14 protein-coding genes are annotated in these 24701 nt (G+C 73.1%); 9 read left to right on the top strand and 5 right to left on the bottom strand.

Features of this window, described 5'->3' with window-relative positions; translation table 11 throughout:
• Window positions 1-42: 42 nt before the first annotated feature.
• Complete coding sequence (locus tag TCUR_RS06275) at window positions 43-2769, top strand: cation-translocating P-type ATPase (RefSeq protein WP_012851640.1); 2727 nt, start codon at window positions 43-45, stop codon at window positions 2767-2769.
• Here the strand turns inward: TCUR_RS06275 and TCUR_RS06270 are convergent.
• Window positions 2711-3799 carry an acetate/propionate family kinase gene (locus tag TCUR_RS06270; protein ID WP_012851639.1) on the bottom strand — a complete coding sequence of 363 codons (1089 nt, stop codon included), beginning with the start codon at window positions 3797-3799 and terminating at the stop codon, window positions 2711-2713. The two genes, TCUR_RS06275 and TCUR_RS06270, sit on opposite strands and share 59 nt — an antisense overlap.
• A gap of 28 nt (window positions 3800-3827) precedes the next feature.
• A complete protein-coding gene (locus tag TCUR_RS06265) occupies window positions 3828-6206 on the bottom strand; it encodes a phosphoketolase family protein (RefSeq protein ID WP_012851638.1) in 2379 nt (792 codons plus the stop codon).
• A 205-nt stretch (window positions 6207-6411) separates the two neighbouring features.
• Here TCUR_RS06265 and TCUR_RS06260 point away from each other — a divergent pair, with 205 nt between their 5' ends.
• The 3 genes from TCUR_RS06260 (at window position 6412) to TCUR_RS27805 (ending at window position 12957) form a co-directional block, all read left to right on the top strand.
• A complete protein-coding gene (locus TCUR_RS06260; protein ID WP_012851637.1) occupies window positions 6412-7245 on the top strand; it encodes an acyl-CoA thioesterase in 834 nt (277 codons plus the stop codon).
• A 358-nt stretch (window positions 7246-7603) separates the two neighbouring features.
• Window positions 7604-8785 carry an FKBP-type peptidyl-prolyl cis-trans isomerase gene (locus TCUR_RS06255; RefSeq protein WP_012851636.1) on the top strand — a complete coding sequence of 394 codons (1182 nt, stop codon included), beginning with the start codon at window positions 7604-7606 and terminating at the stop codon, window positions 8783-8785.
• 236 nt (window positions 8786-9021) lie between these two features.
• Complete coding sequence (locus tag TCUR_RS27805) at window positions 9022-12957, top strand: transglycosylase domain-containing protein (protein ID WP_245536998.1); 3936 nt, start codon at window positions 9022-9024, stop codon at window positions 12955-12957.
• Between the two features lie 51 nt (window positions 12958-13008).
• On the opposite strand, the gene TCUR_RS06245 is transcribed toward TCUR_RS27805, so the two are convergent.
• A complete protein-coding gene (locus TCUR_RS06245) occupies window positions 13009-13395 on the bottom strand; it encodes a hypothetical protein (RefSeq protein ID WP_012851634.1) in 387 nt (128 codons plus the stop codon).
• A gap of 248 nt (window positions 13396-13643) precedes the next feature.
• Here TCUR_RS06245 and TCUR_RS24730 point away from each other — a divergent pair, with 248 nt between their 5' ends.
• From TCUR_RS24730 to TCUR_RS06225, 3 genes are all read left to right on the top strand, one after another.
• Complete coding sequence (locus TCUR_RS24730) at window positions 13644-16499, top strand: SseB family protein (RefSeq protein WP_169313001.1); 2856 nt, start codon at window positions 13644-13646, stop codon at window positions 16497-16499.
• On the top strand, window positions 16496-16864 hold the full coding sequence (locus TCUR_RS06235; RefSeq protein ID WP_012851632.1) for a hypothetical protein: 369 nt from the start codon (window positions 16496-16498) through the stop codon (window positions 16862-16864). The genes TCUR_RS24730 and TCUR_RS06235 overlap by 4 nt, the downstream gene beginning before the upstream one ends.
• 164 nt (window positions 16865-17028) lie before the next feature.
• Window positions 17029-18138 (top strand): hypothetical protein, encoded by a 1110-nt coding sequence (locus tag TCUR_RS06225; protein ID WP_012851631.1) that lies wholly within the window; start codon window positions 17029-17031, stop codon window positions 18136-18138.
• Here TCUR_RS06225 and TCUR_RS06220 read toward each other — a convergent pair.
• A complete protein-coding gene (locus TCUR_RS06220; protein WP_012851630.1) occupies window positions 18086-18907 on the bottom strand; it encodes a TrmH family RNA methyltransferase in 822 nt (273 codons plus the stop codon). The genes TCUR_RS06225 and TCUR_RS06220 overlap by 53 nt on opposite strands.
• A 41-nt stretch (window positions 18908-18948) precedes the next feature.
• A complete protein-coding gene (locus TCUR_RS06215) occupies window positions 18949-20001 on the bottom strand; it encodes an endonuclease/exonuclease/phosphatase family protein (RefSeq protein WP_245536997.1) in 1053 nt (350 codons plus the stop codon).
• Between the two features lie 415 nt (window positions 20002-20416).
• Between TCUR_RS06215 and TCUR_RS06210 the strand changes: the two genes are divergently transcribed.
• Complete coding sequence (locus TCUR_RS06210) at window positions 20417-22861, top strand: substrate-binding and VWA domain-containing protein (protein WP_012851628.1); 2445 nt, start codon at window positions 20417-20419, stop codon at window positions 22859-22861.
• 194 nt (window positions 22862-23055) lie between these two features.
• Entirely contained in the window at window positions 23056-24687 is a 1632-nt protein-coding gene (locus tag TCUR_RS06205; protein ID WP_012851627.1) for an RNA polymerase sigma factor, read from the top strand.
• Window positions 24688-24701 lie beyond the last annotated feature (14 nt).

Raw genomic sequence — 24701 nt, 5'->3', positions numbered from 1 at the left:
CGTCCCTGATCCTTTCCGGCTCTGCCGGGTAGGGCTGGAGGCGTGAACACCACGTCCATCCCCAAGACCGCGCACACCCGGCCGGCGGCCGAGGTGGTGCGGGAACTGGACGGCGACCCCGAAAAAGGGCTGACCTGGGCCGAGGCCGCGGCGCGGCGGGAGCGGACGGGCCCCAACGAGCTGCCCGCCACGCGGCGGCGCGGCCCGCTGGCGCGCTTTGCGCTGCAGTTCCACAGCCCGCTGATCTACGTGCTGCTGGCCGCGGCGCTGGTGACGGCGCTGCTGGGCGACCATGTGGACGCCATCGTGATCATGGCGGTGGTGCTGCTGAACGCCTTCGTCGGGTTCGTCCAGGAGTCGCGGGCCGAGCAGGCGCTGGCGGCGCTGGTGGCGATGACGCGCACCGTCGCCACGGTGATCCGCGACGGCCGGCGGCACCGGGTGCCCTCCACCGAGATCGTGACGGGCGACCTGGTGGCGCTGGAGGCCGGCGACAAGGTGCCCGCCGATCTGCGCCTGGTGGAGGCGGCCGACCTGCGGCTGGACGAGTCGGCGCTGACCGGCGAGTCCACCCCGGTGAGCAAGGACCCCGCCCCGGTCGGCGAGGTGGAGCTGGCCGACCGGCGCGACATGGCCTACTCGGGGACGTTCGTGACCGGCGGGCGGGGCACGGGGGTGGTGGTGGCCGTCGGCGGCGCCACCGAGCTGGGGCGGATCCACCGGATGGTGGGCCGCACGCCCGGCGTGCAGACCCCGCTGACCCGCAAGATCGCCCGGTTCAGCCGGCTGGTGACGGTGGCGATCCTGGCGCTGGCGGCGCTGACCTTCCTGATCGGGCTGGCGCGCGGGCAGCCGGTGGACGAGATGCTGATCGCGGCGGTGGCGCTGGCGGTGGGCGCCATCCCCGAGGGGCTGCCGGCGGTGGTGACGATCACCCTGGCGCTGGGGGTGTCCCGGATGGTGGGCCGCCATGTCATCATCCGGCGGCTGCCGGCGGTGGAGACGCTCGGCAGCACCACCGTGATCTGCACCGACAAGACCGGCACGCTCACCCGCAACCAGATGACGGTCACCGCGGTGGCCGCCGGCGGGCGGCTGTATGAGGTGACCGGCGGCGGGTACGCCCCGCACGGGCGGTTCCTGGTGGACGGGCGCGTGGTGCGTCCCGCCGACCACCCCGCTTTAACGGCGACGCTGACCGCCGGGCTGGCCTGCAACGACGCCCAGATCACCGAAAAGGACGGGCGCTGGGAGCTCAGCGGCGACCCCACCGAGGGCGCCCTGGTCGCCAGTGCCCGCAAAGCCGGCGTGGCGGACGCCGCCCGCCGCGTGGCCGTCATCCCGTTCTCGTCGGCCCGGCAGTACATGGCCACGCTGCACGCGGACGGCGCCGTCTATGTCAAGGGCTCGGTGGAGCGCGTCCTGCCGATGTGCGCCGACCGGATCGACCACGCCGGCGGGCGGGAGCCGCTGGACCGCGACGCCATCGCCGAACTGGCCGACGACCTGGGCCGTCAAGGGCTGCGGGTGATGGCCTTCGCCCGGGCCGAACTGGAGCCGGGCACCGCGCAGCTGAGCGAGGAGGAGCCGCCCCCGCTGACCTACCTGGGGTTGCAGGCCATGCAGGACCCGCCCCGCGAGGCCGCCGCCGGCGCGGTGCGCAACTGCCTGACCGCCGGGATCCAGGTGAAGATGATCACCGGTGATCACGCCGCCACCGCCCGGGCCGTCGGCGAGCGGGTCGGGCTGGGCGGCGGCCGGCCGATCCGGGTGATGACCGGCGCCGAGCTGGCCGCCACCCCGGATGCGGACCTGCCGGAGGCGGCCGAGCGCACCGACGTGTTCGCCCGCGTCTCCCCCGAGCAGAAGCTGCGCCTGGTCACGGCGCTGCAGCGGCGCCGGCACGTGGTGGCGATGACCGGGGACGGGGTCAACGACGCCCCGGCCCTCAAACAGGCCGACATCGGCGTGGCGATGGGACGCTCGGGCACCGAGGTGGCCAAGGAGTCGGCCGACATGGTCCTCACCGACGACGACTTCGCCTCCATCGAGGCGGCCGTCGAAGAGGGCCGCGGCGTGTTCGACAACCTGGTCAAGTTCATCGTCTGGGCGCTGCCGGCCAACGTCGGGCTGGGGCTGGTGCTGGTGGCGGCGATCGTGACCGGCGGGCAGCTGCCGATCCTGCCGGTGCAGGTGCTGTGGCTGAACATGACCGCGGTGCTGATCTTGGGCCTGCCGTTCGCGGTGGAGCCCCGCGACGCCGACATCATGCGCCGCCCGCCCCGCGACCCGTCCCTGCCGCTGCTCACCCGGGCGCATGTGGCGCAGATCCTGCTGGTGTCGGCGGTGCTGGTGGCCGGGGCGTTCGGGCTGTTCCACCACGAGCAGGGCATCGGCTCGACCGAGGAGGCCCGCACGGTGGTGGTGAACGTCTTCGCGCTGACCTTGCTGGCCTATGTGTTCAACTGCCTGTCGCTGCACCGGCCGCTGCTGATCGGCGGGATCCGCCGCAACCGGTGGATCGGGGTGGGCGCGCTGGGATTGATCGCGGTCCAGCTCCTGTACACCTACGCGCCCTTCATGAACGAGGTGTTCGGGTCGGCGCCGCTGGGCGCGGGGCCGTGGCTGCGGATGGTCGCGGTGGCCGTGGCCGCCTACGCGGTGGTCGAGGCGTTCAAGGCCGTGCTGCGGGTCCGCGAATCCCGCCGGGTCAAGACAGCAGGACCCGGCGGACACCGGCGGCGATCTCCAGATCCTCCCGCGAGGTGACCACCAGGGTGCGCACGGCGGCGCCCGGCCGGGTGATCTCGGCGTCGCCGTGGGCGGCCTCGTTGGCCCGCTCGTCCACCTCCAGCCCCAGGTAGCCCAGCCGTTCGGTCACCTGGCGCCGCACGTGGGCGTCGTGCTCGCCGACGCCGCCGGTGAACACCAGCACATCCAGCCCGCCCAGCGCGGCGGTCATGGCCGCGATCAGGGCGCACAACCGGTGCAGGTAGACCTCCAGCGCCAGGCGGGCGCGATCGTCGCCCTCGGCGGCGCGCTGCTCGATGCGGCGCATGTCGCCCGTTCCGGCCAGTGCCGTCAGCCCGGAGCGGTGGACGACCGCCTCGGCGAGCTCTTCGCCGGTGACGCCGTGCCGCAGCAGCCAGGTGAGCAGGCCGGGGTCCAGGGAGCCGGGGCGGGTGGCCATGACCAGCCCGTCGGCGGGCGTGAAGCCCATGGTGGTGTCCACCGACCGGCCCCCGGCCACGGCGGCCAGCGAGGCGCCCGCGCCCAGGTGGCACACCACCAGGCGCAGCGCGGCCGGGTCGGCCGACAGCAGCTGCCCGGCCCGGCGGACGGCATGGGCGTGGGAGAGGCCGTGGAAGCCGTAGCGCCGCAGCCCGAAGCGCTCGCGCCATTCGGCCGGCAGCGGGAAGGTGGCGGCGGCCTCGGGCAGCTCGGCGTGGAAGGCGGTGTCGAAGCACGCCACGGCGGGCACGTGCGGCAGCAGCCGCCGCACCTCTTTCAGCGCCCGCAGCGACAGCGGCTGGTGCAGCGGCGCCAGGTCCGCCAGCTCGTGCAGCCGCTCGGTCACCGCCTCGTCGATGAGGACCGGCCCCCGGTAGCCGGGGCCGCCGTGCACGAAGCGCAGCCCGACGGCGTCCGGGACGGGCATCCGCCGCAGCGTCTCGGCCAGCGCCCGCGCCTCCTCTTCGGCCGAGCCGGTCGGCACCTGTGCCCGCTCCAGCAGCTTCTCCTCCTCCAGCAGGCTGAGTTTGAGGCTGCTGGAGCCGGGGTTGACCGTCAGCACCCGCATGGGCGTCTCCTTCGCATGCCGGACGGGCTCAGTGCGGCCAGACCCATTCGGTGATGTCGGCGGGGTCCTCGCCGTGCTCGCGGGTGTAGGCGCGGTGGCGGATCCGCTCGTCCGCCATGAGCTGGCGGACGTGCCCGGCCCGCACGCCCAGCCCCGGCACCCGGTCGATGACGTCCATGACCAGGTGGAAGCGGTCCAGGTCGTTCATCATGACCATGTCGAAGGGCGTGGTGGTGGTGCCTTCCTCCTTGTAGCCGCGCACATGCAGGTTGCCGTGCCCGTGCCGGCGGTAGGTGAGCCGGTGGATCAGGTACGGGTAGCCGTGGAAGGCGAAGATGATCGGCTTGTCGGTGGTGAACAGCGCGTCGAACTCCGGGTCGGTCAGGCCGTGGGGGTGCTCGGTGGGCGGCTGCAGCCGCATCAGGTCCACCACGTTGACCACCCGCACCCGCAGCTGTGGCAGATGGCGCCGCAGCAGGTCGGCGGCGGCCAGCGTCTCCAGGGTCGGCACGTCCCCGGCGCAGGCCAGCACCACGTCGGGTTCGGCGCCGGCGTCGGTGCCGGCCCACTCCCAGATGCCGATGCCGCGGGCGCAGTGGACGACGGCGTCGTCCATCGGCAGCAGGTTCAGCACCGGCTGCTTGCCCGCCACGATCACGTTGATGCAGTCGCGGGAGCGCAGGCAGCCGTCGGTCACCGCCAGCAGGGTGTTGGCGTCCGGCGGCAGGTAGACCCGGATGATCTCGGGTTTCTTGTTCATCACCACGTCCAGGAAGCCGGGGTCCTGGTGGGTGAAGCCGTTGTGGTCCTGCCGCCACACGTGCGAGGACAGCAGGTAGTTCAGCGAGGCGATGGGCCGCCGCCACGGCAGGGCGCGGGTGACCTTCAGCCACTTGGCGTGCTGGTTGAACATCGAGTCGACGATGTGGATGAACGCCTCATAGCAGTTGAACAGGCCGTGCCGGCCGGTCAGCAGGTAGCCCTCCAGCCAGCCCTGGCACAGGTGCTCGCTGAGCACTTCCATCACCCGGCCGGAGGGGGCCAGGTGGTCGTCGGTGGGCAGCCGCTCGGCCTGCCAGGTCCGGTCGGTGACCTCGAAGACCGCGTTCAGCCGGTTGGAGGCGGTCTCGTCCGGGCCCATGATGCGGAAGTTGTCGGGGTTGGCGGCGATCACGTCCCGCAGCAGCGCGCCCAGCACCCGGGTCGGCTCGGCGAAGGTGGTGGCCGGCCGGTCCACCGGGACGGCGTAGTCGCGGAAGTCGGGCAGGCGCAGCGGGCGCAGCAGCAGCCCGCCGTTGGCGTGCGGGTTGGCGCTCATCCGCCGCTCCCCCCGCGGGGTCTGTGCCAGCACCTGCGGCACCGGGCGGCCGGTGCCGTCGAACAGCTCCCAGGGCCGGTAAGAGCGCAGCCACCGCTCCAGCAGGGCCAGATGCTCGGGGTTCTCGCGCACCCCCGGCAGCGGCACCTGGTGGGAGCGCCAGGTGCCCTCCACCGGCACGCCGTCGACCTCCTTGGGGCCGGTCCAGCCCTTGGGGGTGCGCAGGATGATCATCGGCCAGCGGGGGCGGCCTTTGTTCCCGCCCTCGCGGGCGTTGCGCTGGATGGCGGTGATCTCATCCATGACCCGGTCGAGGGTCTCGGCCATCTTCCGGTGCATGACGGCCGGGTCGTCTCCGGCGACCACGTAGGGGCGGTAGCCGTAGCCTTCGAACAGTGCCAGCAGTTCCCGTTCGGGGATGCGGGCCGGCACCGTGGGGTTGGCGATCTTGTAGCCGTTCAGGTGCAGGATCGGCAGCACCGCGCCGTCGCGCACCGGGTCGAGGAACTTGTTGGAGTGCCAGGCGGCCGCCAGCGGCCCGGTCTCGGCCTCGCCGTCGCCCACGATGCAGGCCACCACCAGGTCGGGGTTGTCGAAGGCGGCGCCGAAGGCGTGCACCAGCGCATAGCCCAGCTCGCCGCCCTCGTGGATGGAGCCGGGCGTCTCGGGGGCCACGTGGCTGGGCACGCCGCCGGGGAAGGAGAACTGCCGAAACAGCCGGGCCATGCCGGTCTCGTCCCAGGAGACCTCCGGGTAGACCTCGCTGTAGGTGCCCTCCAGCCAGGCGTTGGCCACCGCCGCCGGCCCGCCGTGGCCCGGCCCCATGATGTAGATCATGTTCTGGTCGCGGGTCCTGATGACCCGGTTGAGGTGGGTGTAGCAGAAGTTCAGGCCGGGCGTGGTGCCCCAGTGGCCCAGCAGGCGCGGCTTGATGTGGCCGGGCTGCAGCGGCTCCCGCAGCAGCGGGTTGTCCAGCAGGTAGATCTGCCCGGCCGACAGGTAGTTGGCGGCCCGCCAGTGAGCGTCCAGCAGGCGCACCTCCGCATCGGTCGGCGCGGTGGGATGAACGGGTACGGCGGTGTCAGTCATGGGGTCTGGCGTCCTTCGGCGTCGGCGATCCGGGCCGGGGCGGGATGCGGCCCGTCCCACGGGGAGTGCACGCAAGACGACCTGCCCCTGATCCGGCGGCCCGAACCTCGCCATTGGTCCCCTCTCCGCACCGAAACCGACCCCGGCCCGCAGGGCGGGCGAAGCCGGCATGCCACCATGAACGGCGGATCGAAAGAGGTTCAGCATGCCGGAGGAGACGACGGGCCCTGCTCCGTCCGCCATCGAGCAGATGTTCACCCTGCAGCCGCTGGAGGGGGACGCCTTCCTCGCCGAATCCCCCGCCGTGGGCAGGGAGCGGCTGTTCGGCGGGCAGGTCGCCGCCCAGAGCCTGCGCGCCGCCTGCCTGACCGTCGACCCCGCGCGGCCGCCGCACTCCCTGCACGTCTACTTCATCCGTCCCGGCGCCATCGGGGAGCCGCTGCGGCTGGAGGTGAACCGCACCCGGGACGGGCGTTCTTTCTCCACCCGGCATGTCACCGCCTGCCAGGGCGGCAAGCCGATCCTGGAGATGGTGGCCTCCTTCCACGACCCCGAGCCGGGGCACGACTGGCAGCCGTCCCCGCCCGAGGGGGTGCCCGACCCAGAGGAGCTGGAGCCGGTGACGACGGACCGGTTGCTTCGGCACCTGCTCCCCTTTGAGATCCGGATGGTCCGGCCCGGCCGTCCAAGGCGGCCGTTCCTGCTGCGCCATCCGTTCTGGATCCGGGTCAACGCGCCGGTCGGGGACGACCCCGCGCTGCACGCCTGCCTGATCACCTACCTGTCCGACATGGGAGTGGTCCCCAGCGCCGTCGCGCCCGGCACCCGCGGATCGGTGCAGATGGCGGTCAGCCTCGACCACGCCCTGTGGTTCCACCGGCCGGCCCGGGTCGACCAGTGGCTGCTGTACTGGACCCGCCCGGCCAGCAACTCCGGCTCGCGCGGCCTGGCCCACGGCACCTTGCACACCCGGGACGGGACCCTGGTGGCCTCCGTGGCCCAAGAGGCCCTGCTGCGCTTTGCCGATGAGGAGAACTGATCCGCCGCGCCCAGGATTGTGCCCTGTCATAACAGCGGCGGCCCCGGGTTCCGCCACGGCCGGCCGCAAGCCCGCTGAGCTGGGGATACCTCGCCGGTGAACGGGCCTTTCGGCGGGCGCGGCGACCTCGGCTCCGCCGGGACGGCCCACCGGGCACGGCTAGACTGCCTGCGTCGGTCCGCCAGCGGCCACAGGGCCGGCCCGGCGCGGTGGGCAGGCGCTCCCATCGGGTTCCAGCGACCGGTCCGGGCCGATACATTCGGTCCGGTCTTGTTCGCACGGTTTTCACGCCGCCCTTAGGCCGGTGCTGGCAAGGTGTGCTCTTTGAGGTGTCGTCTAGCCGGAATCAGTGAGGAAAATGCCCGAGGATGACAAGCCGAGCGGCGGTTCGTCGGCCCCGCCCCCGCGGCTGAAGGTCAACCTGCCCAGCGCGCAGGGCATCAAGCGTCCGGACTTCACGCCGCACGGGATCAGCTCGGCCTCCAGCCGCCGCACCCCGAACCGGCCGTCCCCGCTGACCGCGGCCCAGGCCAAGCGGCGCCGGCGGATGACGATCGCGGCGCTGGTGGCCGCCGCGCTGGCGGTGGCCGGCGGCACCGCCTGGTACCTCACCCGGCCGGGTCCCACCCTCCAGGTCAGCGGGGCGTTCGGCAAGGAGCCGAAGGTGGAGATCCCCAAGGGCCTGCACCCGGGCGGCAAGCTGAAGACCACCGTCCTCACCCAGGGCACCGGCCCCAAGCTGGCCGCCGACGACCTGGCCTACATCCACATGGCCTACTACAGGTGGCCGGCCAAGGACGCCGGCCCGAGCGCCGATCCGGGTGAAGAAGACGAGGAGAACAAGGACGGCAAGCTCGGCAGCACCTACGGCGAGGGCGGGCCCAGGGCGGTGCACATCGGCCGCAAGGACCTGCAGGGCATCGACAAGACCCTCGACAAGGCCCTCACCGGGCAGACCGTCGGCTCCCGGGTGATGATCGAGGTGCCGCCCGCCGACGGGTTCGGCAAGGACGGCCAGCCCGAGATGGGCATCTCCGGCACCGACACGATCCTGTTCGTGATGGACATCATCAAGTCCTTCCCCAAGAACTCCACGGTGCCGGGCGAGCAGAAGAAGTTCTCCGCAGAGGGCCTGCCCACCGTCACGCCCGCCAAGGACGGGCTGGCTCCCAAGGTGACGATCCCCGAGGGCGTGACCCCGCCCGACAAGCTGGTCGTCAAGACCCTGGTGGAAGGCGACGGCCCGGCGCTGGCCAAGGGCGACACCGCGGTCACCCACTACAAGGGCGTGCTGTGGCGCAACGGCAAGGAGTTCGACTCCAGCTGGAAGCGCGACACCGTGCAGCCTTTCGAGGTCGGCACCGGCGCCACCGTGCCCGGTTTCGACAAGGGCCTGCTCGGCAAGAAGGTCGGCAGCCGCGTGATGCTGATCCTGCCGCCCAAGGAGGGCTACGGCAAGGAAGGCCAGAAGCAGGCGGGCATCAAGGGCGACGACACCTTGGTGTTCATCGTCGACATCCTCGGCACCGCGCCCAAGTAAACCGCTTGCATCGGCACCCGAGACGGCGGGCCCCGGCCGGGGTCCGCCGTCTCGGCGTTCCGGCTGCTCGTAAGACCGCCGTAAGGAAAGTCCCCGGCGGCCGGTGACATCGACCACGACAACCTTCGGGAGGTGTTGATCGTCCTGTTTGTGGAAGTCAGGGCCCCAGGCATCGGCCGACCGACACAGCAGATTCCCTCAGGTATCGTCAGTCACAAGAACATCACGGGGGGCACGTGAGCAGCAGCGGCATGGGCTCGGATGGCACGACGCCCATCGAGCCGGACGACGGCGGTGCAGCGGCCTCGCCGGTCACCGGCACCCCACCCCCCTCCGCCGGCCTTCCGGCCGCCCCCCGTCCCGGCGGATCTTCCGGCACCCCTCCGGGAACCGACGCCGCCCCGGGCGCGTCCTCCGCCCCCGCCGCGGAAGCCGCCCCCGGCGACGCCACGGAAATCGACGCCGACCCCGACGACTTCTCTGACGACACCATGGAGACCCACGCCGACCGCGGCACCCCCTCCGACCAGACCGCGGCGACCCGCAGTGAACCCGACGAGCCCGCCGGCGGCATCGCCCCCGAAGCCGACGCCGGCCCCGACGGCTCTTCCGACGCCGCGGACAACGAATCCGGCTCCGGCACAGCGGCCAACGCCGAACCCACCGGCACCACCACCGCAGCCGAAGCCGGTTCCGGCGGCTCTTCCAACGCCGCGGACAACGAACCCGGCACCGGCACGGAGACCAACGCCGAACCCACCGGCACCACCGCCACAGCCGAGACCGGTTCCGGCGGCTCTTCCGGTGAGGCCGCAGGCGACGAACCCTGCACCGGCACACCCACCGGGGACGGCACGGAGGCTCACCCCGAGCACACCGCCCCCGACCCGGACAAGCCCTCCGAGGCGGCCGAGGAAGAGCACCCGGTCTCGAGCACGCCCACCGAGCACGACGCCGAATCCGGCGACCTCCCCGGCGACGCCGCGGACAACGAACCCGGCACCGGCACAGCGGCCAATGCCGAACCCACCGGCACCACCACCGCAGCCGAGGGCGGTTCCGGCGGCTCTTCCGGCGAGGTGGCAAGCGACGACCCCGGCTCCGGCACACCCACCGGGGACGGCACAGAGGCTCACCCCGAGCACACCGCCCCCGACCCGGACAAGCCCTCCGGCGCGGCCGAGGAAGAGCACCCGGCCTCGAGCACGCCCACCGAGCACGACGCCGAATCCGGCGACGCCGCAAGCGGCTCCCGCACGGCGGCCGATGTCTTGGACGGCCGCGACGGGACCGTTCCGAGCGCCGTCGCGGACACCGGCGATGCCGTGGAAAGCCGCGCCGTCTCCGCCGGGGCCGCCGGCGCCGCCGCGGAACCCGAGGCAGCCGCAGCAGACCCCGCCGGGGGCGGGCACGGGCGCACCGATGCGTCCGCCGGAGACGGCGCGGAAGGCCGCTCCGTCTCCGGCGGGGACGCCTCGCCGGGCGCCGCCGCGGAGAGCGAGGCCGACCCCGGCGGCGACTCCACCCGGACCCGGCTCGACCTGCCGCAGCTGCCCGACGACGCCGACAGCACGCGGGTGGACCTGCCGAAGCTCTCCGATGAGAGCGAGCAGACGCGGGTGGACCTGCCGGCCCTCTCCGACGCCCCGGCCGCGTCCGCTTCCCGGAAGGAGGGGGAAGCTGCGGCCGTCGGTGACGCCATGGCCGAGGCGGGACGGACGAGCACTTCTGAGACTGCAGGGGCCGATGCGGCCCTAGTGCAATCCTCCGGCGCAGCGGGTACTGCGATGGTGGCGGGAGCCGCCGCAGGCGGAGGCGGCACGGCGCAAGCCCCGGCGGGGGAGACCGGGGCGGCGTCCGCGGCGGCCTCCCTGGGAAGCGTCGCGGTGCCGGACAAGGGGGAGGACGCGGCTGTGGGGGCGGCTGCGGAGCGGGAGAAGGCCGGCCGGAGCGGCAGACGGGGCGGCCGCCGGCGCAAGCAGCGCAGCCGGCTGGTGCGCTACACGCGCCGGGCCGCCATCGCGATGCTGCTCTTCCTGGGCCTGGCCATCGCCGCGTTCGCCGTGGCCTACATGCTCACGCCCGTCCCCTCCCCGCAGGAGGACGCCACCGCGCAGGGCCCGGAGTTCTACTACGACGACGGCAAGACCCTCATCGCCAAGATCGGCGTGAACCGCCACAAGGTCGACCTGGAGGTCGTCCCCGAGCACGTGCGCAACGCGGTGATCGCGGCGGAGAACCGCAGCTTCTATGAGGACCCGGGGGTGTCGATCCGCGGCACGATCCGGGCGTTCTGGTCGACGGTCTCCGGTGAGCAGCTGCAGGGCGGCTCGACCATCACCCAGCAGATGGTGCGCAACTACTACCAGGGGCTGGGGCAGGAACGCACGATCAACCGCAAGTTCAAGGAGATCATGGTCTCCTTGAAGGTCGGCAGCCAGCGGGACAAGGACTGGATCCTCGAGCAGTACCTGAACACCATCTACTTCGGCCGCGACGCCTACGGCATCCAGGCCGCCGCCCAGGCCTACTACGACAAGGACGTCGGGCAGCTCACCAAGGCGGAGGCCGCCTACCTGGCCGCGGCGATCCAGCAGCCCACCCCGTTCGGCAACCCCAGCGGCGACAACCGCGCCATGGCCGAGAACCGGTGGCGCTCGGTGGTGAACGCGATGGTGGAGACCGGGGCGCTCACCCCCGCCGAGGCGGCGGCGATGAAGTTCCCCATGCCGGTCGAGCAGAAGGTCACCGACATCCTCAAAGGCCAGATCGGCTACATGGTCCGCATCGCGCAAAAGGAGCTGCGCGAGCGCCGCGGCTACACCGAGGACCAGATCAACCGCGGCGGGCTGAAGATCGTCACGACCTTCGACAAGGACCTGATGCGGGCCGCCGAGAAGGCGGTGAAGGCCAACCTGCCCCCCAACGTCGGGGAGCGGACCCTCACCGGGCTGGTGTCGGTGGATCCGGCCACCGGGCAGGTCGTCGCCTTCTACGGGGGGCGCGGCTACCTGGAGGAGCAGCTGAGCACCGCCTTCGGCCACTGGGCGCAGGCCGGATCGGGGTTCAAGCCGATCGTGCTGGCCACCGCGCTGGCCAACGGCAAGACGCTGGGCAGCGTGGTCAACGGCAGCTCCCCGCAGTACTACAACGGCACCCCGGTGCGCAACAGCGGCGGCGCCAGCTACGGGATGATCAACCTGGTCACCGCCACCCAGAACTCGGTGAACACCGGCTATGTCAACCTCGGCCTGGAGGTCGGGCTGGACAAGGTCACCGAGATGGCCGAGAAGATGGGCATCCCCCGCGAGCAGCTGACCGCCAACGGCGCCAACAAGGCCCCGACCTTCTCGCTGGGCGTGGTCTCGGTGCACCCGGTGCAGCAGGCGGGGGTGTACGCCACGTTCGCCGCCGAGGGGATCTTCCGCACCCCGTATGTGGTCAAGTCCGTCACCGAGCTGGACGGCGACAAGCACGTCTACACCGAAAAGGGCAGGCGGGTCTTCAGCCCGCAGGTCGCCCGGGACGCCACCTACGCGATGACCAAGGTGGTCGAAAGCGGAACGGGCACCAACGCCCGGCTGTACGACGGGCGGGACGTGGCCGGCAAGACGGGCACCACCGACAACGGCAACGCCCTGTGGTTCAACGGGTTCATCCCCCAGCTGGCCACCTCGGTGGCGATCTTCCGCGCCGACAGCCCCACCAAGCAGGTGGAGATCGGCGGCTACAGCGCGTTCGGCGGTGTGCTGCCCGCTCAGATCTGGCGGACGTACATGACCGATGTGATCGCCATCAAGGGCCTGGAGCCCAAGAGCTTCGGCCCGCCCTCCAGCTACGTCTCCGGGGGCGGCGGGTACAGCCGGTCGACCGGGCAGCCGAGCGCCCCGGCCCCGCAGGGGCCCGACAGCCCGCGGCCCAGGCCGACCAGGCCCGCGCCGCAGCCCTCCGTCCCCCGTCCGCCCGAGCCGGGCGGCCCGGAGGACCCCGGTCCCGAGCAGCCGAACCCGCCGCAGCCGCCGAACCCGCCCGACGGCGGCGGTGACGGCGGTGGCGGCGGCGACGGCGGTGGTGGCGGCGGTGAGGGCCGCCGGCAGAACCCCGCGCAGCAGCAGGGCATGGCGCCGCAGCAGGGCGAGGCGCCCCACGGCCCGGCCGGCCGCCGCGAGTGACATCGGCGGCGGCGTGGCGTCCCCGGCCCGGGGCGCCACGCCGCCGGCCGGTCAGCCGCAGGCCTCGCCGAGACGCGCCGGGGTCTCGGTCAGGGTCTGGTTGAGGGCCGCGACATCGCCGTTGCCCACCTGGGCGGCCGCGGCCCGCAGCCGGGCCGACTGGTCGCGGAGCGCCTTGCTGAGCGCCTTGTCGTCGGACTCCTTGGCCAAGGCGTCGAAGCGGCCGGCGTACTGGTCGGTGGTCTGCTTCCACTGGGCGGGGTCGTTGGCGGCGATCTCCTTGAGCCGCCCGATGTACTCCTGCACCGTCCTTTTGGCGTCGGCGCACACCTCGCCCTTGTTGCTGCCGAGCACGCCGCAGCCCCCGGTGGCCAGCACCAGCACCGCGCATACCGCGGCCACCGGCACCGCACCCCCGGATTTCACCCCGTTACGCATCCAACCTCCACGAACTGGACCCCGTCGGCGAGTGTCATCCTTGCGCACCCGACACGATGACCGCGCCTCGCCTCGCATACGGTGCCCCTATCGGCGGTGGGACGCTTACGCTGGGCAGAGGTTCGGACTGGATGTCGTCAACCGCCTGGCACGGCAGGCACTTGCTGTCCTTTCGCCCGTGTAGCGTAGGCAGGTCCGCATGTGTGCTCGACGGCAGGGGGCGCACGGAGCCTCAGGGGGTGGCGAACGTGGCCGACGCGTGGCGGCCCGCGAACGAGCTCGAACACCGGATGCGGGAGACGTTGCAGGCCGGTGATCAGGAGGCGTATTTCCGTCTGCTGGCGGAAGCCGAACTCGTCATTCCCGTCCCGCCCGACCGGCTCGAGGATGTGCTGGCCAACCGGGCCGAGCTGTCCTGGCCGACCCGCGAGGAGGACGGCCGGGTGCACGTGCCGGCGTTCACCTCGGCGGCGGCCATGCGGGAGGCCCTGGGGCCCGCTCAGCGGCACTTTCTGCGGCTGAAGTTCAGCGACGTCGCCGCCTCCTGGCCCGACGGCGGCTGGTGGCTGGCCGTCAACCCCGGCCTGCCGATCGAGGCCAGGCTGTCGTCGTGGTTCATCAGGCAGCTCACCGAGGGCGATCCCCGCCCGCCGCGCGCCGGGCGGCCCGCCGGCGACCGGCCGCAGCAGCCGGCCCGGCACGCGGCGCCGGCCGAGCAGGCGCCCACCGCCCCGCTCACCGGTGTGGCGGCGGCCGCTCCTTCCGGTCAGGTCCCGGCCGCGGCGCAGCAGGCCGCCGTCGCAGAGCCGCAGCCGCCCGCCGGGGCGAAGCCGGAACCGGGCGCCGCGCCGCAGTCCGCGGAGGAGACGGTGCCGCTGCCGGGTCCGCACGGCCCCGCCGCCGTCGCCGAGACGCCGGCCGAGCAGGCCCCCGAGCCGCCGGCGGAGGCGACGGCGCCCGCGGCCCCCTCCACGGCCGGGCAGGAGCCGCGGTTCCAGCCGGCCAACGACGTGGAGCGGGAGCTGCTGCGCGCCTTGGCCGGCGGCGATCAGGACGCCTATCTGAAGGTGCTGGCGGCGGCGGAGGTGCTGCTGCCGATCCCGCCGGAGGCGGACTACTCGCTGCGGCCCGGCCGGGCCGGTTTCCCCTGGCAGACCGGGGAGATCGAGGGACGCACCGTGGTCCCGGTCTTCACCTCCGTGGAGCGGATGCGCGACCTGATCGGGGAGGGCCCGGTGCCGGGGCGGGGCGACCACATCACGGTCCCGTTCACCGCGGTGGCGCGTTACTGGCCCGACCCGTCCTGGGACCTGGCGGTCAACAGCGGCTCCCCGGTGGGCGCCACACTGCCGGGCGAGCGGCTGCGGAACCTGTCGGAGTGGGCCGACCAGATCGCCGCCCAGCGCATGGTGGACGGCTTCGAACCGCAAAACGACATCGAGCGGCGGCTGTTCGAGGCGGCGGTGCGCCGGGACGGCGAGGCGTTCTTCAAGGTGCTGGCCGGCGCGCAGGCGCTGATCCCCGCCGACCCGCAGACCCCCTGGGGCATCCGGCCCGACGACCCGGAGTTCCCCTGGCGTCCGGTCCCGGTGCGGGGGATGGTCGCGATCCAGGCGTTCACGTCCCTGAAGTGGATGCACGAGACCATCGGCCCGTCCCGGTTCATCATGCCGAGCTTCCTGGAGCTGATGGAGGCATGGCCGCAGGAGGGCTGGACGCTGGTGGTCAACCCGGCCACGCCGATCAACGCGGTGATGCCCAGCGACCGGATCCGGGCGCTGGCCGAGGCGGCGCGCCCGGCCGCCCCGCGGCCCGAGGCTCCCCCCGCGGCCGCCGAACGGCCGCCCGCCCAGGCGGAACCCGCCGCCGCGGCACCGCAGCCGGTCCCCGCGCCGCAGGAGGCCGGTGAGCGTCCGGCCGAGGGCGCATCCGCCCCCGCCCAGGAGACCGACTGGGCGCCGCACCGGGCGGAGCCCGCCGAGCCCGAGCCGCCGTTCCAGCCCGGCAACCGGATCGACCAGGAGCTTTATGAGGCCGCACTGAGCGGGGACACCGACGCGTTCCTGCGCGTGCTGCTGGCGGCCAGCGTGCTGGTGCCCATCCCGGAGGACGCGCCGCTGGAGGTGACCCCCGTCCAGCCGGAGTTCCGCTGGGACGCGGCGCTGCGGGACGGCTCGGCGGTGCAGGTCTTCACCTCTTTGCTGCGGCTGCGGGAGGTGCTGCCGTCCTCCCGGTTCGTCTACGCCGACTTCCGCGAGCTGATCACCTCCTGGCCGCGGGCGGACTGGGCGATGGCGCTCAACCCGGGCACCCGGATCGGCGCCTCGCTGGAGGGCGATCAGGTGCAGGCGCTCAGCGAGTGGGCCGTCCGGGTGGGGCTGATCCGGCCCCGTCCCGCCGAGCCGGCGGATCCGGCGCAGACGGTGGCGGATCTCGCCCAGGCCGTGGCCGACCCGACGCAGACCACGGTCGATCCCGCGCAGACCGTGGCCGACCCCGCGCAGACCGTGGCCGACCCCGCGCAGACGGTCACGGACCTGGAGGCCGTGCCGGCCGGCCGCGACTCCCGCTACGCGCCGGAGCCCGATGAGGAAGACGCTGCGCTCATGCAGCCGGTCGTGATGCAGAAGGTGCTCCCGCACGGGCACGTCGGCTGGTACCTCGAACAGGGCTATGACCGGGTCAGCGGTTTCGTGCACCCGATCTCCGACGTCACCGACCTGCAGACGCCGGTGCAGCTTTACGAGGCGCTCGGCCTGCTGTATGAGGGGTCGCCGTTCTCCCCCTCCGACGAGGGCGTCTATGTGATCCGCTGGCCGGCCTACTGCCCGGGCCTGTACCGCATTCCCTTCGGCGGGCAGACCGAGCAGGAGGTGCGGGCGTGGGGCGAGGCCGGCTGGGTGCAGGAGCGCCCGCCGTTCCGCGGCGACGGATTCGCCCCCGGCAGCGCCGGATCGATCCGCGAGTACAAGGTCGACAGCGCCCGGCTGCCGTACGGGGCCGAGATGTACTACCTGGGCAAGGACCGCACCGAGCGGTTCATCGCCATGTACGACCCCGACCGGCTCGCCTGGGTGCGCCCCGACGAGGAGGAGGCCAAGTGATCCGGGACGGTTACCTGGTCCGCTGGCGGGGCCGGGAGTATGAGGCCAGCCCCGGCGCGGACGGGGAGGTCAGGCTTTACTCCGCCGAGCCCGCCGAGGGTTTCACCGAGATCCGGCCGGGTCGGCACCGCCGGGTGGTCCCGCTGGACGAGGTGGAGGGCATCCGTTACGTCCGTACCGCCTGCACCTGGCGCGGCGAGCCGTTCATCGTGGTCGGCGAGCACGAAAGCTGGCTGCGGGTGGAGTACGTCGGCGGCCGGGCGGAGGTCGCCGAGCGGCTGGAGCTGGACCGCATCGACCACGGGGTCTGGCAGGCGTGGGCCTCCCGCTCAGAAGTGGAGAATCTGCACGAACAATACGTCTAGCCGATACCCCCCGAAATCCGGCTATCACCCCCCGTCGCCAATTTGATCATTCGTCACAACTGTGATCGCATGATTTTTGCTCTTCTAACAAGGGTAAAGGGCAAGTTGTGGCGAGCCCGGGCGGAAAGGGCAGGGTCAAGGCGGTGCCACGGAGGTACGGTGGCGTGGTCAGGTCGGTGTGCGGTCCGATCTGTGCCGGGCTCGGCACGGCGGCGGTGCTGACGATGGGGGCCGCGGTTCCCCTGTGGGCCGACGCCTCCGCCTCCCCCACCCCCACGGGGAACGCCACGCCGACGGCGTCCCCCAAACCACCGGCGACGCCTTCGCCCACGCCCAGCCCTTCGGAGAGCGCCACACCGACGGCGCCCCCCAAGCCGTCGGCGACGCCTTCGCCGACTCCCTCCGCGCCGCAAAGCCCCGCCCCCGAGGAGCCCGGCGAGACGCCCTCCCCTTCCCCCACCTCCAGCGCCCCCGAGCTGGTGCCGATGGGGGTCCGCATCGATCTGCCCGCAGGCGGTGTCTTCGCGGGCGAGAAGGTGACCGTCACCGTCCGCGTCACCGCCGAAAAGAACGTCACCGAAGCGCTGCTGGCCCTCACCGCCTCCGGCCGGCCCGCCCCCGCCCTGTCCCGCTGCGCCGAGGAGGCCTGCGAGCTCGGCGGGGTCGGCAAGCGGGGCAAGCGGGTGGAGGTCGAGCTCACCGTTCCCGAGAAGATCAAGGGCACACGGGTGCGGCTGACCGCCGAGGTCACCGCCAAGGGCGGCGAAGGGGCCTCCGCCGCAAAGGTCATCACGGTGCGCCGCAAGCCGGCCCCCACGCCCTCGCCGTCTGAGAGCAAGGGCGGCTCCGGCGGGCAGAGCGGCTCCTCCGACGGCGGCACCGCCTACACCCCGCCCACGCCCAGCGGGGACTTCACCCCTCCGCCCCGGGTCGAGCTGCCGCAGGTCAGCCCGCCCCGGCCGGAACTGGCGCCGGGGTTCTCCCCCGCGCCGATCGTCCCGCCGACCGCGCTGCGCGGCAATGACCTGCAGGAGCGGCGCAACGGCGCGCTCGAACGGCTGGCCGGCGCCCAGGCGGCCTGGCTGTCGGCGCTGGGGGTGGCCTTTTCGCTGCTGCTCATCCGGCTGCGCCTGGGCGGCCGCCGCGCCGTGGCCGCCGGTGCCGTCCGGCGGGGCGCCCACCGGCGTCCCCGCCGCCCCGGCGCCTTGCGGCCGGCGGCCTTCAAGAGCGCATCAGCCCGTAGCAGGCGATGGACGCGGCGGCCACCACGTTGAGGGAGTCGACGCCGCGGTCCATGGCGTCCGGGCTCATCGGGATGCACACCGCCTCGTCGGCCTCTTTCAGCCAGCGCGAGGACAGCCCGTCGCCCTCGGAGCCGAGCAGCAGCGCCACCCGCTCCCCGGCCGCCGGCACCGCCTTGTCGATGGGGACGGCCGACTGGTCGGGGGTCAGCGCCAGCAGCCGGAAACCCGCCGCCCGCAGGTCGCCGAGGCCGTGGTACCAGTCGTCCATGCGGGCATAGGGGATCGCGAAGACCGCTCCCATGGAGACTTTGACCGCCCGCCGGTACAGCGGGTCGGCGCACCGGGGCGACAGCACGACCGCGTCCACCCCCAGCGCCGCCGCGCACCGGTAGATCGCCCCCACGTTGCCGTGGTCGACCAGGTCCTCCAGCACCAGCACCCGGCGGGCCGCGGCGATCAGCTCGGGCACCGACGGCAGCGGGGTGCGGGCCATGGCGGCCAGTGCGCCCCGGTGCACCGGGAAGCCGGCCACGCCCTCCAGCACCCGCTCGTCGGCCAGGTAGACGGGGGCCTGCACCCCTTCCAGCAGGTCCGACAGCGGCTCCAGCCAGCGCCGGGAGGTCAGCACCGAGCGCACCGGGTAGCCGGCCCGCACCGCCCGGCGGATGACCTTCTCCCCTTCGGCGATGAACAGCCCGTGCTCGGCTTCCAGGCTCTTGCGCAGCTGCACGTCGCGCAGCCGCGTGTAGTCGGTGAGCCTGGGGTCGGCGGGGTCCTCGACCGGGATCACAGTCGCCATCTGCGCGCTTCAACCCTTTCTGCGACCGGACGGCCCCGAGCCTACGGCAGGCGGACGTCGGCGAAGACGGCGCGATGGTCGCTGCCCGGCAGGTCGTGGACCCGCACCCGGTGGACGGCGCAGCGCCGGTCCACCAGCACGTGGTCGATGGTCAGCCGGATGCGTCCGCCGGGCGAACTCCAGGTGGGCGTCAGGCCCATGCCGGCCCGGTCGGCCGCGTCCGCGTAGCCGCGGGACAGCACCCGCCGGAAGTGGGCGTGGTCGAGCGTGGCGTTGTAGTCGCCCGCCAGGATCCGCACCGGCTGTCCCCGCCGGCCGGCCGCGGGCAGCGCCCGCAGGTCGCGCATCCAGTTGCCGACGGCCCGGCCGGAGATGGGCGGCGGCGGGTGCACGGCGGCCACCTCCACCTTGTGCCCGGCCGGCAGGGTGAGCTCCGCCCGCGGCATGGCGAACACCGAGCCGGGCAGCGCGGGCAGCTCGCGGAGGGGATGCCGCGCATACAGGCCGCTGCCTGCCGCCCCGCCCCGGGGGTGGAGCACCGCGTGCGGCAGCAGGCGGCCCAGCCCGGCGGCGTTGAGGCGTTCCACCGCCTTAGGGGTCAGTTCCTGAAGGCTCAGCACGTCCACCGCGTGGTGCCGCACCAGTTCCACGATCCGGTCCGGGTCGGCCAGCCCGAACCGCAGGTTGGCGGTCAGCACCCGCAGGCGGGGGCCGTGGGCCGGGGGCTGGGAGGCGGCGACGGCCCGCGGCAGCACCAGCGCCGCCAGCACGCCGGCGGTCAGCGCGCCGGCGATCAGCGCCCGGCGGTGCCGCAGCAGCGCGGCGCCCAGCACGGGCACCACGGCCGTGGCCGCCGCGTAGGGGGTGAACGAGATCAGCGGCGTGATCGGCATCTGCACGCCGGGCAGCCGGTCGGCGCCCGCCAGCCGGCCCAGCGCCCAGGCCGTCCAGCAGCCCACCGCCGTCCATGCCAGGGCCGAGCGCCAGCGGCCCGCCGTTCGTCCGGGCCGGCCGGGAACGGCGGTGCTCCCGGCCGTCTCGCAGATGCCGGGTTCCGGCTCAGACGGCCGGAAGGTGCCGCTCGCTCGTCCCACCTTCGCCCCCGTTCCCCGCTCGCACCTTACTTATCGGTCTTGCCGGCGGCTCGCCCGGCGGCGGCGGAAGGTTTCCCAAGATCGGTTACGGGGCCTGCAGAGCATACCCGGAAACAAGCCGGGACGAATATGGGCAAACTCCGGATATCCTCCCTCCCTGCGCGTACCATGCCGGAACGAGCCTCAGGAACCGGACGGGCGCAGACACACGACAACTGGCATGTGATCAGCGGCACACTCCCCGCAATCCGGCAGGGAGGTGAAGAATCCACGGCAGGTCACAAGCTGCCGTGAGCACCTTGGCGATCCGCTGACAAAGTGCAACATCCGCCACTTTTACCTCTTTGTAACCATTGTGGGGTGCCGCTACAGTGCCGGGCAGCATGGGACGGTTTTCGGTGAATCGAGGACAGCCGTGAGCGGACGTCATCGCAACGACCTGCCGGAGGAGCCTGGCAACGGCGGGCACGACGCCCACCCTTCGTCGGCGTTCGGCCCGGCCGGCGGCGGATCCTCCGACTGGTTCAGCCCGCGTGAAAGGCAGAGCCCGCCCCCCGCTTCGGGCGGCCCGGGCTCCTACGGCCCGCAGGACGATCCGCTCAGCGGTCCGACCGGCCGCTTCCAGGAGCCGGGCGGGGCCTCCCCCGCCGCAGGTTACGGCGGTTATGGCGACCGCGGTCCGGCGGGCGGTTCCGGGGAGTACGGCCCACCGGGCGAACGCAGCCCCGCCGGCGGTCACAGCGCCTGGGGAACCCCCGGCAGAACGGGTGAAAACGACATCCCCGACTGGTTCAGCGCTCCCCCCGAGCGAAGGTCCGCCCAAAGCAGCGGCGCCTTCAGCGCTCCCACCGGCCCCAGAGAGCCGAGCCCCGCGGAATGGTCACCGCACAGCACCGGCGGGCACAGCGTGCCGCCCGGGGCCGGCGCGTCCCGTGCATCGGACTCGTTCGGCGCCTCCCGTCCCGAAGGGCCGGGCGCGCGGGACAGCGGCGCGTTCGCCGGCGGCGGATTCGGCTCCTATGAGACCATCAGCCGCTCCGACGGCGGCCCCACCCGGGGCGGCGGCTCCGGCGGATCGGGCCGCTCCGGCGGCGGGTCCGGCAGCGGCGAGTACGACTACGGGGAGCGGCGCCGCAAGCGCAACCTGGCCGCGCTGATCGGCCCGATGGCCGGCGCCGTGGGCCTGGCGGTGCTGCTGGGGGTGGGCGTCTACGCCTTCGCCGGCGCCGGAGGCGGCTGCGGCGGGGACGACGCCCTCAAGCTGGACGTGGCGGTGGCCCCGGAGATCAAGGAGGCCGCCGACAAGATGGCCGGCCGCTTCAACGAGGCCAAGCACAAGGTCGACGACAAGTGCGTGCAGGTCGCGGTCCGCTCGGCCGATCCGTCGTCGCTGACCGCGCTGCTGTCCGGCCAGGCCGTGGAGAACGAGACCAACCGCCGGCCGGATGTGTGGATCCCCGACTCCTCGGCGTGGCTGTCGCTGGTCCGCCTGTCGGAGAAGGGCAAGAACAGCGTCCGTCCCACCAAGACCTCCCTGGCGCAGACCCCCATCGTGGTGGCCATGCCGCAGACCCTGGCGGCCAGCCTGCGCCGGCAGGGCGTCATCTCCAGCCCCTCCTGGGACAACCTGCTGGCCGCGGTCGGCGCCCTGCCGGGCGGGGCGCAGACCAAGAACCAGGTGATCCCGGCCGGCAGCGTCCGGTTGTTCGTGCCGGACCCCACCCGCAACGCCGTCGGCCTGACCTCGCTGCTGCTGGCCAACATCCTGCTGGCCAACGACCCCAACCGCGAGGCGATCTTCACCGGCATGACGCGGACCATGCGGGAGAACACCACCCCCTCGGTGGCCGCCCAGTTCGCCTCCTTCCGCAGGGACCGCAAGGGCCGCTACCCGATGGCGCTGACCCACGAGCAGAGCGTGTGGGCGCACAACCGCGGCAACCCCTCTGAGCCGGCGGTGGCGATCTATCCGTCCGAGGGCACCCTCAACCTGGACTACCCGATGGCCGTGGTCAGCACCGATGCGGCCAAGCAGCGGGCCGCCGGGCTGCTGGAGCAGGCGATCAACAGCGAGCCCACCCGCGAGGACGTGCGCGCGCTGGGCTTCCGGTCCGCCGACGGCAAGGCCCCCAGCACCTTCGGCACCCGCACCGGGGTGAGCCCGCAGCGGCTGCGGCTGCTGCCGACGCCGCAGCCGGCCACCGTGCAGGAGCTGGTCCAGGCCTGGTCGAAGCTGTCGCTGAGCATCCGGATGCTGTCGATCATCGACATCTCCGGTTCGATGCTGGCGCCGGTCGGCGGCGGCCTGACCCGGATGCAGGCCACCGCCCGGGTGGCCCAGGGCGGGCTGTCGCTGCTGCCCAACGACTCGGAGCTGGGGCAGTGGGTGTTCTCCACCAAGCTGGACGGCGACAAGGACTACAAGGAGATCGTCCCGATGGGCCCGCTGGGCGAGCGGGTCGGCTCGGTCACCCGCCGTCAGCTCCTGCTGTCCAGCCTGAGCCGCATCGAGCCCAAGCCGACCGGTGACACCGGCCTGTACGACACGATCCTGGCCGCCTACCGGTACATGTCCAAGACCTACAAGCCGGAGTTCGGCAACTCGATCCTGCTGTTCACCGACGGCAAGAACGAAGACGACGACGGCCCCACGCTGCGCCAGACCCTCCGGGAACTGGAGAGCATGATCGACCCCACCCGGCCGATCCAGGTGATCATGCTCGGCTTCGGCCCGGGCGTGGACGTCAACGAGCTCAAGCAGATCGCCAAAGTCACCCGGGGCGATGTGTACGTGACGCAGAACCCCAACGAGATCCAGAAGATCTTCCTGCAGGCGCTGTCGAAGCGGATGGCGAACTGAAAGAAAGGGACGATCTGAGCCGAAACAACGGTGCTGAGATTTCTTCACCGACGGTGTCAACCGGCGGGGCCGCTCGGACGTCCTGACAGGGGGAGGGGGCCCGACGGGAGCGGGGCGTCGGGCCCCCTCCCCCTGTCTCGCGTTGCGCAGTGGGCCGGTGGCACCTGACCTCACGTGACCGCGGGAGTGGGTAAGTGTCCGGATGGCCGAGTCTCGACCGAAGCGAGGACCGGCGGCTGGCCGAGGCGCTGGCCGCCGGTGAACTGGAGGCGCTGGCGCAGGTCTTCGACGCCTACGCCGCCCGCCTGTACGACTACTGCCACGCGCTGCTGCGAGACCAGGAGGCGGCATCCGCGGCACTGCACGACACCCTGCTGGCGGTCACCGTCTGCATCGGCGGCCTGGCCGAGCCGGAGCGGCTGCGCGCCTGGCTGTATGCGATGGTCCGCAACGAGTGCCTGCGCCGGCTGAACACTCCCGACGTGCACGGGCAGCTCCCCGGCCCCGGCATGGTCGTCGATCCCTACACCGGGGAGAGCAGGCCGGTGCAGCCGGCGCCGGAGGTCGAGGACGTCTTCGCGGACGAACGCGACCGCAACCGCCGGATGGAGCTGCGCCGCCTGGTGCACGGGTCGCTGACCGGCCTGGGCGGCCGCCGCCGGGAGATGCTGGACCTGCTGCTGCGGCACGGCCTGACCACCGACGAGATCGCCGCCGTGCTCGGCATGGACGAGGCCGAGACCGCGCAGCTGGCGGTGGAGGCCCGCAACCGGCTGGACCATGCGCTGCTGGTGTCGATCATCTCCCAGTCGGGCCGGTGCCCGGAGGTGAACGCGCTGATGGAGGGCCAGGAGTGGCCCCCACCGCCGGCGCTGGCCCGCCAGGTGGGCCGCCATATGGACGACGGCTGCCCGATCTGCGCCGAGCAGCGCGAGCGCCGGGTGGCCTCCGGGCGGCTGCTGCAGGCCCTGCCGGTGGCGCTGATGCCAGCGCAGCTGCGCGGCGCGGTGCTGGCCGCGGCCTTGGACCCCCAGTACGCCGAGACCCGGGCCGTGCTCGCCGAGCAGGCCGGGCCGTTCGACGAGTGGGGCTGGCCGGCGCCCCTGCAGCGCCCCTCCCGCCGGGCCGCCGCCGCGGGCGAGCGCAAAGGGCCGGGCAGGGGGCTGCTGCCGGCGCTGGCCGCCGCCGTCCTGGTCATCGTGGTGGTGGCCGGGGCGTTCCTGTGGCTGCCCCGCGGGGGCGGTTCCTCGGCCGCCGGCGGGTCCACGCCGCAGCCCACCGCCGCCCAGGAAGAGTCGCCGGAGCCGGAAGAGGAGGAGTCGCCGAGCCCGGACGACGGCCCGTCGCCGACTCTGCCGACACCGACGGTGACGCCGTCCTCGGCCACGCCGACCGCCTCGAGCACGCCCTCGCCGCAGCCGTCCACCCCGTCGCCGCGCACCACTGCGGGCACCTTGGTGGTCAGCGGGTGCCGGATCCCGAGGGGCGCCCAGTCGTGCACGATCACGGTGACCGCGCGGGGCGGCCCGGTCCGCTGGAGCGTCCGCTCGCTGTTTCCGGTGCGCGCCTTCGGCGGCGGCACGCTGGCCGCCGGCCGTTCCACCGGTGTCACCGCCACCCTGGCGATCTCTTGCGAGCGCAGCGGGTCGGCCACCGTGGCCTTCTCTCCCAACGGGGCCGCGACCGTCAGATGGGATTGCCTCCCCAGGAACCCGGACCCGGGAGACCCCGGTGATCCCGGCGATCCCGGCGACCCCGGAGAGCCCGACGATCCCGGTGATGAAGATCCGGGGACCCCGCCCGGCCCCGGACGGTTCCAGCCGTGACGGCCGCTTCCCGG

This window comes from Thermomonospora curvata DSM 43183 (assembly GCF_000024385.1).
GTDB lineage: Bacteria > Actinomycetota > Actinomycetes > Streptosporangiales > Streptosporangiaceae > Thermomonospora > Thermomonospora curvata.
Note: the sequence above shows the minus strand (reverse complement) of the source record. Positions and strands in the feature narration are given on the sequence as shown.